The sequence below is a fragment of the Streptomyces griseoruber genome (assembly GCF_001514205.1).
Classification (GTDB): domain Bacteria; phylum Actinomycetota; class Actinomycetes; order Streptomycetales; family Streptomycetaceae; genus Streptomyces; species Streptomyces griseoruber.
Genome location: NZ_KQ948773.1, coordinates 287046 through 300482, shown reverse-complemented (window position 1 = coordinate 300482; position 13437 = coordinate 287046). Strand labels below are relative to the sequence as shown.

The window sequence follows — 13437 nt, the reverse complement described above, 5'->3', positions numbered from 1 at the left end:
AACGGCGATCAAGCGGCTTGACGGAACCGCGTCGTCCGGTGAACGGGATCCGTGTCGATCTTCGGGATCACGTGCTCCCCGATCAGCCGGATCGTCTGCAACGTCTCCTCCTTCGGCACCCCCACCGGCAGCCCGAACGACAACTGATCGGCCCCCGCCTGCTCCCACCGCTTGCACTGCCGCAGCACCTCGTCCGGGTCCCCGCAGATCAGCAGCTCCTCCTCGACGAGCAGCTCCACGAACTCCGGCGTGTACTCGGGCAGCGTCTCCGGCCACTCCGGGAACCCCTCGGGCCGGGGGAAGGTGTCGTGGTACCGGAAGACGAGCGACGGCAGATAGTGCAGCCCGCCGCTCACGGCGACACGGATGGCCTCGTCGTGCGTGGGCGCGCAGATCGCCGTGGTCGTCACCATCACGTTGTCGTTGACGAAGTCCCCGACGGGTTCCGCGTTGACGATCGCGGTCTTGTACTTCTCCAGCACCCACTCCATGTCGGAGACCTTCTGGATGCTGAACCCCAGCACGCCGAGCCCCTTCCGCGCGGCCATCTCGTACGACGGCGGCGACCCGGCCGCGTACCACATCGCCGGATGCGACTTGCCGTACGGCTTGGGCAGCACCTTCCTCGGCGGGAGCTGCCAGTGCTTGCCCTGGAAGCCGGCGTACTCGTCCTGGAGCCACATCTTGGGGAACTCGGCGATGGTCTCTTCCCAGATCTCCTTGGTGTAGTTCATGTCGGTCACCCCCGGTATGAACCCGAGGATCTCGTGCGAGCCGGCACCCCGGCCGGACCCGAACTCGAAGCGGTTCTCGGAGAGATGGTCGAGCATGGCGACCTTCTCGGCGACCTTCACGGGGTGGTTGACCTGGGCGAGGGGGTTGAAGATGCCCGATCCGAGGTGGATCCGTTCCGTCGCGTGGGCGAGGTAGGCGAGGAACACCTCGTTGGCGGAGAGATGCGAGTACTCCTCCAGGAAGTGGTGCTCCGACGCCCAGGCGTACTTGAAGCCGGACCTGTCCGCCTGGATGACGTACTCGGTCTCCTCCATCAGCGCCTTGTGCTCGGCGAGGGGGTCGGTCTCGGCGCGCTTGCCCACGTATCCCTGTACAAAGAGCCCGAATTCCACGGAGGTTCACCGTCCCAGGTCCTGGATTGCGGTCCATTCGGTTCACTGACGATCCGTCAGATCTGCTGGATGGTCAATACCTGACGGGTAGTCAGATACTTTGGTTCGGATGATGGGGACCTCAGAAGAGGGGGACCTCAGATGATGGAGACCCCGGCCAGCCACCCCCCGTCGATCACGAACGGCTGTCCGGTGATGTACGAGGAGTCCTCCGAGGTGAGGAAGAGGGCGAGCCTGGCCACCTCCTCCGGCCGCCCGACCCTGCCCAGCGGCACGAGCTTGCGGTACAGCCCGTCGAGGGCCTTCGAGGTCTCCTCGGGGTCCGCGTCCGGGTCCAGGAGGGACGGGTTGGACATCGCGGTGTCGACGGCGCCGGGGCACATCGCGTTGACCCGGATGCCGCGTGGCGCGAGCTCCAGGGCGGCGACCCGGGTGAGCCCGAGGATCGCGTGCTTGGTCGCCGCGTACGCGCCCACCGCCGCCATCCCGGTCACGGCGGTGTACGAGGCCGTGTTGACGATCGTGCCGCCGTCCGCGAGCACCGGGGCCACCGTCTTCACACCCAGGAAGCAGCCGACCTGGTTGACCTGCACGACCTGCATGAACTCGTCGAGGGGCGTGTCGACGAGGGCGTTGAAGCGCAGGATGCCGGCATTGTTGACGAGGCCGTCGAGGCGGCCGTAGGCAGCTTGCGCTGCGCGCACCGCGGACCGCCAGTCGTCCTCCCGCCCCACGTCCAGGTGCACGTACAGCGCGCCGATCTCCTCGGCGAGGGCCGCGCCCTGGTCGTCCAGCACATCGGCGACGACGACCTCGGCCCCCTCCGCCCGGAACAGCCGGGCCTCCTTTTCCCCCTGGCCGCGTGCGGCGCCGGTGACGAGGACGACGCGCCCGTCGAGCTTGCCCATGCCGAACCCCCTTCGCATCGCATCACTGGAGTTCAGCATCGTAACGCCGGAACTGACGATGCGTCAGACAGTGGTCAAGAGTCGGCGAGAATTGCATAAGTACACATCAAGTGACTTGCGAGTAGGGATATTTGACCCTGGCCGCAGCCTGTGCAGAACCCCAATAATCCACAGCAGAAATGCAAAGGCACCCCCAAGAGCGGAAAAGGATATGGCCAAAAGGAGCAGGAAGTTCAAGAACAAGAAGATCCGGTTCGTCGCGATCGGCGCGGCGCTGGCGACCGGCGGCGCCGTTGTCGCGCTGCTGCCGTCGGCGAACGCGGCCGATGAGAAGACGCCCGAGCAGATCGTGGCGATGTGCGACAGGGCCGCGGTGATCAACGGCGAGCAACAATCCGCCAAGGGCGGGTTCGCGGACGGTTTCCAGGCCGACAACTGCGACTACGTCGAGACGAAGTTCGAGACCTTCGACGGCCCCACCGAGAAGTCGTCCATCGATTTCCCGAACTGTGAGCCGAACGCCACCGATCCGGCGAAGGTGTCCGTCACCTGGTCGGCAACCGTGGCCCAGGGCAAGGGCAAATACACGGAGACCAACCAGGGCGGTGGCGGCGGCCTCTTCGGATTCCTCAGCGGATCCTGGGTCAAGCACAAGAGCACTCTGGACATGACCGTGAACTCGGCCACGGCCAGCGCCACGGAACAGCGTGAGGTGCCGGTCGGCAAGGTGCTCCACATGGAGTTCACGCCGAAGATGCAGCGCATGACCGGCGAATGGCGAGCGCGGATCGACGCCAGGGAGGCGACGACCACCACCAATGCCACGCCCGAGCAGAACTTCGTAGCGCCGGAAGTCGTCGAGGGGCCCTTCGTCCTGCCGGGTGCCGCGGGCGCGCCGGGAATCGCCGACGGCACCTCCAAGGCGGTCCTGGAGGACTGCTGATCCCGGCAACAGCGCAGGAAGTCCCAGCTTTCGACCAGCACGCCATCCCCAGGAGGACCCATGACCACCCCCGCCCCGCGCCCCAGAAGGCACCGCAGCAAGAAGAAGCGCATCACCCTCGCTCTGGCACCCGTCGCAGCCCTCGCGGTGATCATCCCGCTGATGAACCAGGCGAACGCCTCCACCCCGTCCGAAGTGACCTCCGACTGTTCCTCGGACTCCGACAAACTCGAGAAGTGCGAGTTCGTCGACGTCCAGGCCAAGGCGAACAGCCTCGGCCCCAACGAGCGCGTCTCACCCGTGACCCAGAACTGCGGGACGACGACCGCGGCGACCAGCACCTTCAATGTCAGCACATCTGTCACCAGGGTGGTTCAGCTGCAGGAGGGATTCACCGCGAGCGCCGATTCGAGTCTGGGTGGTTCCCTCTTCGAGATCGGTGCGAAATTCAACACCACCGAGTTCAAGGTCTCGCGCGACGACAAGGCGACCGGCCTCGCGTTCAGCCGCTCCGACACGGTCCAGCCGGACAGCATCGGCTTCTTCATGTGGTCGCACAAGCGCACCGACGTGAGCGGATTCCTGCGGGCCACCTACAAGGAGGAACAGGACGGCCAGAAAGTGTTCTTCGCACCGAGCGATGGCGGCACGTCGGTCCATGTCTTCTATCCGCAGATCCTGAACAACGGCACGCCGGACGGCCGGCTGTGGCTGCGCAACGTGAAATGCGGTACGCCCGAGGCGAACGGCATCATCAACTCGGGGAACAGCCTCCGGACAGAGCCCGGATTCAACGAAGGCGGCGACGCCGTCACTGACGTGGAAATCCCGGTCTCGGAAATTCCCGCACCATGAGAGCGAACTGAAATATTTTCAGGTGCGAAGTACGGGCGCGACCGGAGTGGCCCCGAGCCACCGCAGGACCGCGTCCGTGCTGCCCCGCGCGTCCAGCTTGGCGTAGATGTTGCTGAGGTTGTTGCGGACGGTCTTCTCGCTCAGCCGTAATCTCAGCCCGATCTCCTGCGCGCCCAGGCCGGTCGACAGCAGCTCCATGACCTGCCGTTCACGCGGCGAGAGCAGGCCCCGCAGCCGCTCGACGGCGTCGCCGCCCATGGATATCCACCGGGCCCCCTCCCGCAGCGCGGCGCCCGCGGAGGGCGAGAGGTAGGTGTGCCCGAGGGCCGCCGCCACGGCCGCCGAAGACAGCATCCGGGGGCAGTAGTCGCCCTCGACCAGATAGCCGGCCCCGATGCGGAACACCTCGACCACGGCATCGGTGTCCCGGCGGGGGCTGATGACGATCACCGGGATGCCCCTGCGCCCCAGCTCGCGCAGATCCCGGAGAACGGCCGACGGGTCCTCGCAACGCAGGACGACCACGTCCACGTCCTCGGGGAAACGGAAGGGCCGGGACAGCCGGACGACCCGGCCCACGTACGGGTCGTCCGGGGCCGGCCAGTCGTCGCACGGCCAGTCGCCCTCCGCGCAGGCGAGGGCGACGGAGAGTCGTTCGGAGGATCGCACTTCACGGGTCCTTCCGCCGGAACCATCACGTCCGTACGTCCGTACATACGCGGCTCGGCGTGGCCGTGTTCAAAGCTTCAAGAAAATTCGGCTCGGCTGTCAGACAGGTGAGGTCAGGAGGTGGGTCAGGCGGGCGGCTCCTTGAGCAGCGGCCCCACCTCCGCCCCGAACTCGCTTATCTGGTCGGTGAGTTCGGTTCGGCTCCGGCAGCGGAAACGCACCTGGATCTGGTCCACGCCCATCGCCGGGTAGGCGCGGAGGGACTCGGCGAGGACCTCCGGCGGGCCGGTGAGGGTGCGGCGGCCGACGTCCCAGGCGGGTGCCCCCACGTACAGGGGCTCGGTGATGGCGCCGACGACGAACGGCTCCTGAACAGCCGCCTGTTCACGCAGCCGCCGGATCCGCTCGATCTGCGCGGGCAGCCGGTCCCTGGGGTCCCCCTGGGGCAGCCAGCCGTCGCCCTTGAGCGCGGCCCGGCGGACCGCCGCCGGGGAGGAGCCGCCGACCCACAGCGGCACCCGTGCCTGGGCCGGCCGGGGCCGCTGCCCGAGCCCCTCGAAGTCGTACCGCTTGCCGTGGTGGACCGGGAACTCCTCCTCCCCGAGCGCGGCCCGCAGCGCGTCGAGCGTCTCGTCCAGTACGGCGCCCCGCCGCTCGAAGTCGCCCCCGAGCGCCTCGAACTCCTCCCGTACGTGCCCGGCGCCGACCCCGAGGATCAGCCGGCCGCCCGAGAGCGCGTCCAGGGTGGCGTACTGCTTGGCGGTGACGAGGGGGTGGCGCAGGCCGACCACCGCGACATGGCTGAGCAGCCGGACGCGCTCGGTGACGGCGGCGAGGTGGGCGAGGGTGGCCACGGGGTCGTACCAGACGGTGCTCATCGCGTCCGCGAGGCGGCGCGGGATCGCGACATGGTCGCAGCAGGCGACATAGGCGAATCCGGCGCGGTCCGCGGCGCGGGCGATCTCCACGAGGTCCGCCGGTCCCGCGTCCGCCTCCCAGGGCTCGGCGAACATCGCGGACTGGGACTGGACGGGGAGCTGGATGCCGTAGGCGACGCGGTCCGGGGGCCCGTCGAGGCTCACCGGGGCCCCCACAGGCCGTCCGGGGTCAGGCCCAGCAGGTCGATGGCGTTGCCGCGGACGATCCGCTCGACGACCTCCGGGTCCAGGTGGCCCATCTGGGCCTCGCCGACCTCGCGGGACTTGGGCCAGGTGGAGTCGGAGTGGGGGTAGTCGGTCTCGTAGAGGACGTTGCCGAGGCCGATGGAGTCCAGGTTGCGCAGGCCGAAGGCGTCGTCGAAGAAGCAGCCGTAGACGTGGTCGGCGAAGAGCTCGGACGGCGGCTGGTGGACCTTGTCGGCGACCCCGCCCCACCCGCGGTTCTCCTCCCAGACCACGTCGGCGCGCTCCAGGATGTAGGGGATCCACCCGATCTGGCCCTCGGCGTACATCACCTTCAGATTCGGGAAGCGTTCGAACTTGCCGCTCATCAGCCAGTCGACCATCGAGAAGCAGCAGTTGGCGAAGGTGATGGTGGAGCCGACGGCGGGCGGGGCGTCGGCCGAGGTGGAGGGCATCCGGCTCGACGAGCCGATGTGCATGGCGACGACCGTGCCGGTCTCGTCGCAGGCGGCGAGGAACGGGTCCCAGTAGTCGGTGTGGACCGAGGGCAGGCCCAGGTGCGGAGGTATCTCGGAGAAGGCGACGGCGCGGACGCCGCGTGCGGCGTTGCGGCGGACCTCGGCGGCGGCCAGTTCGGCGTCCCACAGGGGGATGAGGGTGAGCGGGATCAGCCGGCCCCGCGCCTGCGGGCCGCACCACTCCTCCACCATCCAGTCGTTGTAGGCGCGCACGCAGAGCAGGCCCAGCTCGTGGTCGGCGGCCTCGGTGAAGGTCTGGCCGCAGAACCGCGGGAAGGTGGGGAAACAAACCGCGGACTGCACGTGGTTGACGTCCATGTCGGCGAGCCGGGAGGGGACGTCGTAGGAGCCGGGGCGCATCTGCTCGTAGGTGATGACCTCCAGCTTGATCTCGTCCCGGCTGAAGCCGACGGCGGTGTCGAGGCGGGTGAGGGGGCGCTTGAGGTCCTCGTAGACCCACCAGTCGCCGAGCGGGCCGTCGTCGCCGGGTCCGCCCATGACGGGCTTGAAGTGGCCGCCGAGGAAGGTCATCTCCTTCAGCGGGGCGCGCACGATGCGCGGTCCGGTGTCGAGGTGCTTCTTCGGGAGCCGGTCCTGCCAGACGGTGGGGGGTTCGACGGTGTGGTCGTCGACGGAGATGATCAGCGGGAGAGGGGTCGTGGTGCCGGATGTGGTCTCCATGGGGGCACGGTAGCGCCGATCTGACGACCCGTCAGCTCCGTCGGCTGTATCAGACGGGGCCGGAGTTGATCGACTCTGTGGAGAGGTGTGCGTCCCGGATGTGAGGGCTGTGCCGACTCACGTGTACCGCCCGGAATCGACGTCCTGCGCGGCTGACGACTCCGGCACCGACAAGGCAAGATGAACCGGTACTTCGGATGTCTAAGGGGAGCCCTGATGGACCACCGCGTAGGACCCGGCGGCCCGCGCGTGCCGGAGCAGAGGCGTCCCGGCTCCACCGGGGAACCGCCGGCGCTCCGCTTCGACGTGCTCGGCCCGGTGCGCGCACGGCGCGGCGAGGAGCATCTGAACACCGGGTCCCCCCAGCAGCGGGCGCTGCTGGCCGCCCTGCTGCTGCGCGAGGGCCGTACCGCGACGGCGGGTGAGCTGATCGACGCGCTGTGGGGCGAGGAGCCTCCGTCGCAGGCACTGGCGGCGGTACGGACGTACGCCTCGCGGCTGCGGAAGGTGCTGGACCCCGGGGTCCTGGTGAGCGAGTCCGGCGGCTATGCCGTGCGCGGCCTCGGCGAGGGCGCGCTGGACCTCGCGGTCGCGCAGGAGTGGGCGGCCGAGGCGGAGAAGGCGCGCACGTCCGGCGACCTGGGCCGGGCCCGCGAGGGCCTCAACCGGGTGCTGGGCCTGTGGGACGGGGAGGCCCTCGCGGGGGTCCCCGGTCCGTACGCGGAGACCCAGCGGGTCCGGCTGGAGGAGTGGCGGCTGGGGCTGCTGGAGCACCGGCTGGACCTGGACCTGGAGCTGGGCTGCCACGCGGAGGCGGTCTCCGAGCTGACCGCGCTGACGGCCGCGCATCCGCTGCGCGAGCGGCTGCGGGAGCTGCTGATGCTGGCGCTGTACCGCAGCGGCCGGCAGGCGGAGGCGCTGGCGGTGTACGCGGACACCCGGCGGCTGCTGGCGGAGGAGCTGGGGGTGGACCCGCGCGCGGGGCTGCGGGAACTCCAGCGCCGTATCCTCCAGGCGGACCCGGAGCTGGCGGAGCCCTCGGCCTCGCCGGCCGAGCCGGGGGTCGTCCGCGTGCGCCCCGCGCAACTCCCGGCGACCGTACCCGACTTCACCGGGCGGGCGCCCTTCGTCCGGCAGCTCGGCGAGGTGCTGGCCTCGGCCGAGGGCCGGGTCATGGCGGTCTCGGCGCTCGCCGGCATCGGCGGCGTGGGCAAGACGACCCTCGCCGTGCACGTCGCCCATCAGGCCCGGCCGGTCTTCCCCGACGGCCAGCTCTACGTCGATCTCCAGGGCACCGGCCCCCGCGCGGCGGAGCCGGAGACGGTCCTCGGCTCCTTCCTGCGCGCGCTCGGCACCGCCGACTCCGCGATACCGGACTCCCTGGCGGAACGGGCGGCCCTGTACCGGTCGGTGCTGGACGGGCGACGGGTCCTCGTCCTGCTGGACAACGCGCGCGACGCGGCACAGATACGGCCGCTGCTGCCCGGCACGGCGGGCTGCGCCGCGCTGATCACCTCCCGGGTCCGGATGGTCGACCTGGCGGGCGCGCACCTCGTCGACCTGGACGTGATGTCCCCGGACGAGGCACTCGCCCTCTTCACCCGGATCGTGGGCGAGGAGCGGGTGGCCGCCGAACGCAAGGCCGCGCTGGACGTGGTCGCGGCCTGCGGCTTCCTGCCGCTGGCCATCCGTATCGCGGCGTCCCGGCTGGCGTCCCGGCGCACCTGGACGGTGTCCGTGCTCGCCGCCAAGCTGGCGGACGAACGACGGCGGCTGGACGAGCTCCAGGCGGGCGATCTCGCGGTGAAGGCCACCTTCGAGCTGGGCTACGGCCAGTTGGAGCCGGCCCAGGCGCGGGCGTTCCGCCTCCTCGGCCTGGCCGACGGCCCCGACATCTCGCTGGCCGCCGCCGCGGCCGTGCTCGACCTGCCGGTGGTCGACACCGAGGACCTGCTGGAGTCCCTGGTCGACACCTCGCTGCTGGAGTCCGCGGCACCCGGCCGCTACCGCTTCCACGACCTCGTACGCCTCTACGCGCGTGCGTGCGCGGAACGCGACGAGCAGCCGGCCGGGGGGCGGGAGGAGGCGCTGTCGCGGCTGCTGGACTTCTACCTGGCCACGGCGGTGGGGGTGTACGCGCTGGAGCGGCCGGGCGACCGGCTGGTGGACCATCTGGAGCGGACCGAGCGTCCGGGGCTCGTCTTCTCCGACCGGGCCTCCGCGCGGGACTGGCTGTACACGGAGGCCGACTGCCTGCTGGCCTGCGCGCGCCAGGGCGCCGGGCGGCCGGGCACCCTCCACAAGGCCGTCGACCTGCTGTGGACGGTCCACGACATCTCCGAGTCCGGGGCCAACTCCCGTGAGTACGAGGCGACCGCGAAGGCCCTGCTGGAGGCGGCGCGGGAGGCCGGTGTCGTCCCGAGGACCGAGGCCCGGGCGCTGATGACCTCGGCGCACACGCACCTGGACGGCGGCCGGTTCGACACCGCCGACCAGGAGGCCGAGCGGGCGATCCGCCTCGCCCACGCGGCCGACGACCTGCTGACCGCGTGCTGGGCCCGCAACGCCCGCGGGGTCATCGCCCTCTACCAGAGCCGCCACTCCGACAGCGAGGAGCACCTCTCGCAGGCGCTGGAGCACTTCCGCACCCTGGGGGACCGCCCCGGCGAGGCCAGCGCGCTGTGCAACCTCTCCCGGATGCATCTGGCGACCGGATCCACCCACAGCGCCGTGGCGCTGGCCCAGGAGGGCATGGAGATCTACGACGGCATGGGCAACTCCATGCGCGGGGCCAACGGGCGCTACGCCCTCGGCATGGCGCTCACCCAGAGCGGCCGGCTCGACGCCGCGGCCGAACGGCTCCTGGAGGCGCTCCGGGTGTTCCGGGACAGCCGGCAGCGGCTGTGGGAGGGCATGACGCTGTTCCGGCTGGCCGAGGTGGATCTCGCCGGCCGGCGGTTCCGTGAGGCGGCGGGCCACGCGGAGCGGGCGCTGACCGTGCTGCGCGGGATCGGCGGGGACTGGCGGCGCGCCAATGTCCTCACCGTGCTCGGGCACGCCCTCACCGGCGTGGGCCAGACCGGCCGGGCCCAGGTCTGCTGGCAGGAGGCGGTACGGGTCTACGAGGAGCTGGGCTCCCCGGAAGCGGCCGCCCTGCGGGCCCTGCTGTCCACCGCGCCCACCACCTGAACCCGGTTGCCCGGGTCGTTCATTGTTCGTTTATCGTCGGGCTCCATGCTCAGGGGCAGTCGATGCGTCCCGTCGGGGAACGGACGGATCGCGGCGGGGCCGCCCACCGGAGAACCGGGGGGGGACGGGCGGCCCGAGGGCCCGCCCGGCCATCCGCGGGGGACGGACCGGGTGGGCCCTGATCACCCGAGCACAGCACACCACATGGGGAAGCGAGCGATCATGAGCGACGAGTCGAAGGTCAAGCAGCAGGACATCCACGCCACCTCCGAGCCCGTCCAGGCAGCCGAAGCGGCTCTCATCACGGGGGCCAACGGCGAGGCGACCACGCAGGGCGACATCCACGCCACCACGGAGCCGGTCGACGAGACGATCGAGACGAAGGACATCCACGCGACGTCGGAGCCGTTCAAGCCGGTGCGCTGAGGTGACGTGACCGCAGGACACGCACCGGCCGTGGTGACCCGGAGGGGAGTCACCACGGCCGGTGCGTGTGCATGTGCGGGTGCGGGTGCGGGTGCGGGTGCCGGTGCGGGTGCCGGCGTCCGTCTCTAGGGGAGCCGTCGCAGCTCCCCCTTCACGACCTTCCCGCTCGCGTTGCGCGGCAGTTCCCCCACGAACTCCACCGACCTCGGCACCTTGTAGTTCGCCATCTCGCGGCGGGCCCAGGCGATGAGGTCGTCGGCGGTGAGGTGCGCGCCGGGGCGGCGGACGACGTAGGCCCTGCCGACCTCGCCGAGGCGGGGGTCCGGGACGCCGATGACGGCCACGTCCGTGACGTCCGGGTGCAGGCCGAGGAGTTGCTCTATCTCCGCCGGGTAGGCGTTGAAGCCGCCGACGATGAACATGTCCTTCAGGCGGTCGGTGATGCGCAGGTTGCCCGCCGGGTCCAGGACGCCGATGTCACCCGTGCGCAGCCAGCCGTCGGGGGTCAGCACCTCCCGGGTGGCCGCCTCGTCCTCGTAGTAGCCGCGCATGACGTTGAAGCCCCGGACCAGGACCTCCCCGGGCTGTCCGGGAGGCGCCTCCACCCGTACCTCCGTGCCGGGGATCGCGCGGCCCGAGGTCGAGGCGATCACCGTGGGGTCGTCGCCCCGGCGGCACATCGTCACGATGCCGCTCGCCTCCGAGAGGCCGTACGCCGTGAGGACCGTCCCGACGCCCAGTTCGCCCCGCAGCCGTTCGACGAGCTGGAGGGGCACCACCGCCGCGCCCGTCACCACCAGCCGCAGTGCGGACAGGTCATAGGTGTCCCTCGACGCGTGGTCCAGCAGGGACTGGTGGAGCGTGGGCGGGCCGGGCAGGACCGAGACCCGCTCCGCCGCGAGGTTCGCGAGGACCGTGTCCACGTTGAAGACCGGCTGCGGGATCATCGTCGCGCCCCGCATCAGACAGGCGATCACGCCCGCCTTGTAGCCGAAGGTGTGGAAGAAGGGGTTGACGATGAGGTAGCGGTCGCCGTGGCGCAGGCCGGCCAGGTCGCTCCACACCTCGTACGCCCGCAGGGTCTGCGCGTGGGTGATCACCGCGCCCTTGGGGCGGCCCGTCGTGCCCGAGGTGAACACGAGGTCCGAGGGCCGGTCCCCGCGCACCGAGTCCGCCCGGGTCCGCACCTCCCCCGCGCCCACCCCCTCCCCGCTCGCCAGGAAGTCCTTCCAGGTGCGGAAGTCCACGGGCGCGTCGTCCGACAGGACCACCACCTGTTCGAGGGCGGGCAGGCCCGGCAGCGGACCCCGGCCGCCCGAGGGCCCCTCCCCGGCCGCCCGCCGCAGCGAGGCCACGTACGAGGTCCCCAGGAAGGTCCCCGTCACGAACAGCAGCCGGGCCCCGCTGCGGCGCAGCACGTCCGCCGCCTCCATGCCCTTGAAACGGGTGTTGAGCGGCACCAGCACCGCGCCCGCCGTCACCGCGCCCAGCGCCGCGACCATCCAGTCCAGGGAGTTGGGGGCCCAGATGCCGACCCGGTCGCCCGCCCGCACCCCGTTCGCCAGGCAGGCCGCCGCCGCACGCTCCACCCGGGCGCCGAGTTCGCCGTACGGGATCCGGGTGCGGCCCTCGACCACCGCCTCGGTGTCCGCGTACCGCTCGGCCGCCCGGCGCACCAGTTCGGGAATCGTCCCCCACTCCACGTCACCGCGCATGACCGGCCTCCCTGCCTCCCGGTAGCTGACCCAGTAGCTGACTACCCGTCAGATTAGCGGTAACCTGACGACCTGTCAGCCACGTCGGCTGCCTGTTGCCTGCCCTGTTGTTCTCCTTGCGGAGGTGCGTGCAGCGTGACCCTCAAGGACACCACCGCGATCGTCGGCATCGGCCAGACGCGGTTCGCCAAGCACCTCCCCGAGAGCGAGAAGACCCTCGCCTGCCGCGCCGTCCTCGCCGCGCTCGACGACGCCGGGATCGCCCCGGACGAGGTCGACGCGCTCGCCTCCTACACGATGGAGGAGACCGACGAGGTCGAACTGGCCAAGGCGGTCGGGTTCGGGGACCTGACCTTCTTCAGCAAGGTCGGCTTCGGGGGCGGGGGTTCGTGCGCGACCGTCGCGCATCTGGCCGCCGCCATCGCCGCCGGCCAGGCGACGGTCGGCGTCGCCTGGCGCTCCCGCAAGCGCGGCAGCGGCCCCCGCCCCTGGACCAACACCGCCGTCCAGCTCCCCACCCCCGCCCAGTGGACCCGCCCCTACGGCCTGCTCCGCCCGGCCGACGAGATAGCCATGCTGGCCCGCCGCTACATGCACGAGTACGGCGCGACCAGGGACCACCTCTTCAACGTGGCCCTCGCCTGCCGCAACCGGGCCAACCAGAACCCCGCCGCGATCATGTACGACCGCCCCCTCACCCGCGAGATGTACATGACCGCCCGCTGGATCAGCGAGCCCCTGTGCCTGTACGACAACTGCCTGGAGACGGACGGGGCACTGGCCTGCGTGATCGTCGGCCGGGAACGGGCCCGGGACTGCCGGCAGCGGCCGGTGTACGTCCACTCCGCCGCCCAGGGCCTGCCCGCCCAGCACCACGGCATGGTCAACTACTGGAACGACGACCCGCTCACCGGCCCCGCCTGGACGGCGGCCCGCCACCTCTGGAAGCACTCCGACGTCACCCCCGCCGACGTGGACGTGGCGCAGATCTACGACGCGTTCACGGCCCTGGTCCCCCTCTCCCTGGAGGGCTACGGCTTCTGCGGCCGGGGCGAGGGCGGCGCGTTCACCGAGGGCGGCGCCCTGGAGATCGGCGGCCGGCTGCCCCTGAACACCGGCGGTGGCGGGCTCAGCGAGGCGTACGTGCACGGCTTCAACCTCATCAACGAAGGCGTCCGCCAACTGCGCGGCACCAGCACCGCCCAGGTCCCCGACGCCGCGACCTGCCTGGTCACGGCGGGCGAGGGCGTCCCCACCTCCGCCCTCCTGCTGAGGAGCTGACCGC

Annotated in this window: 11 protein-coding genes; 5 read left to right on the top strand and 6 right to left on the bottom strand. The window is 70.9% G+C overall.

The window, feature by feature from the left end; translation table 11 throughout:
- Positions 1-8: 8 nt before the first annotated feature.
- Positions 9-1127, bottom strand: a complete 1119-nt coding sequence (locus AQJ64_RS27260; protein ID WP_079061964.1) for an LLM class flavin-dependent oxidoreductase — start codon at positions 1125-1127, stop codon at positions 9-11.
- Positions 1128-1264: 137 nt separating this feature from the next.
- Positions 1265-2035, bottom strand: a complete 771-nt coding sequence (locus AQJ64_RS27255) for an SDR family NAD(P)-dependent oxidoreductase (protein WP_055636180.1) — start codon at positions 2033-2035, stop codon at positions 1265-1267.
- 211 nt (positions 2036-2246) lie between these two features.
- On the opposite strand from AQJ64_RS27255, the gene AQJ64_RS27250 reads away from it, so the two are divergent.
- Together AQJ64_RS27250 and AQJ64_RS27245 are read left to right on the top strand one after the other, a co-directional pair.
- Positions 2247-2978 (top strand): hypothetical protein, encoded by a 732-nt coding sequence (locus AQJ64_RS27250; RefSeq protein ID WP_055636181.1) that lies wholly within the window; start codon positions 2247-2249, stop codon positions 2976-2978.
- Positions 2979-3038: 60 nt separating this feature from the next.
- Positions 3039-3833, top strand: coding sequence for a hypothetical protein (locus AQJ64_RS27245; RefSeq protein ID WP_055636182.1), 795 nt, complete (start codon positions 3039-3041; stop codon positions 3831-3833).
- Between the two features lie 18 nt (positions 3834-3851).
- On the opposite strand, the gene AQJ64_RS27240 is transcribed toward AQJ64_RS27245, so the two are convergent.
- The 3 genes from AQJ64_RS27240 to AQJ64_RS27230 all read right to left on the bottom strand — a co-directional run bounded on the left by AQJ64_RS27240 (position 3852) and on the right by AQJ64_RS27230 (position 6822).
- Positions 3852-4502: a helix-turn-helix transcriptional regulator gene (locus AQJ64_RS27240; RefSeq protein WP_055636183.1), complete on the bottom strand. Its 651-nt coding sequence runs from the start codon at positions 4500-4502 to the stop codon at positions 3852-3854.
- 125 nt (positions 4503-4627) lie between these two features.
- The gene (locus AQJ64_RS27235; RefSeq protein WP_079061977.1) at positions 4628-5515 is read right to left on the bottom strand and encodes a TIGR03619 family F420-dependent LLM class oxidoreductase; all 888 of its coding nucleotides are present in this window, start codon (positions 5513-5515) and stop codon (positions 4628-4630) included.
- Positions 5516-5580: 65 nt separating this feature from the next.
- Positions 5581-6822: an amidohydrolase family protein gene (locus tag AQJ64_RS27230; RefSeq protein ID WP_055636184.1), complete on the bottom strand. Its 1242-nt coding sequence runs from the start codon at positions 6820-6822 to the stop codon at positions 5581-5583.
- Positions 6823-7038: 216 nt separating this feature from the next.
- Here AQJ64_RS27230 and afsR point away from each other — a divergent pair, with 216 nt between their 5' ends.
- Together afsR and AQJ64_RS27220 are read left to right on the top strand one after the other, a co-directional pair.
- Positions 7039-10011, top strand: a complete 2973-nt coding sequence (gene afsR / locus AQJ64_RS27225) for an SARP-family global regulator AfsR (protein WP_055636185.1) — start codon at positions 7039-7041, stop codon at positions 10009-10011.
- A 222-nt stretch (positions 10012-10233) separates the two neighbouring features.
- Positions 10234-10437 (top strand): hypothetical protein, encoded by a 204-nt coding sequence (locus AQJ64_RS27220; RefSeq protein ID WP_059203068.1) that lies wholly within the window; start codon positions 10234-10236, stop codon positions 10435-10437.
- Positions 10438-10562: 125 nt separating this feature from the next.
- Here the strand turns inward: AQJ64_RS27220 and AQJ64_RS27215 are convergent, their stop codons facing one another.
- Positions 10563-12152, bottom strand: a complete 1590-nt coding sequence (locus AQJ64_RS27215) for a FadD3 family acyl-CoA ligase (protein WP_059203067.1) — start codon at positions 12150-12152, stop codon at positions 10563-10565.
- Between the two features lie 135 nt (positions 12153-12287).
- On the opposite strand from AQJ64_RS27215, the gene AQJ64_RS27210 reads away from it, so the two are divergent.
- Positions 12288-13433, top strand: a complete 1146-nt coding sequence (locus AQJ64_RS27210) for a lipid-transfer protein (protein ID WP_059203066.1) — start codon at positions 12288-12290, stop codon at positions 13431-13433.
- Positions 13434-13437 lie beyond the last annotated feature (4 nt).